1 protein-coding gene is annotated in these 247 nt (G+C 65.2%); it reads right to left on the reverse strand.

What is annotated here, in order from left to right:
• On the reverse strand, positions 1–247 hold a 247-nt coding region (locus tag F6X37_RS36220), incomplete at both ends, for an IS110 family transposase (RefSeq protein ID WP_187614709.1).

Consider the following 247-nt stretch of genomic DNA (forward strand, 5'->3'; position numbering starts at 1 on the left):
GCGGCGGCAGATCATGCGAGGCCAGCACGGCAGGAAGTCGGCGGATGACGCCCATCCCCTTGGGCAGGCTCACGCCGAATTCGAGTAGAAAGGCATGAATCTGGTTGACCGTGCCGGTACGGTCGCGCACCAGCGCTTCGCGTACCCGATGCAGCGCTGAGATCGTCTGCTGCACCTCATTGCGCGGACTGACGAACCGCATGCTGGGACGTGACGCGGCCTCGCAGATCGCTTGCGCGTCGGCGAA

This window comes from Paraburkholderia sp. 31.1 (assembly GCF_014397645.1).
Lineage (GTDB): Bacteria > Pseudomonadota > Gammaproteobacteria > Burkholderiales > Burkholderiaceae > Paraburkholderia > Paraburkholderia tuberum.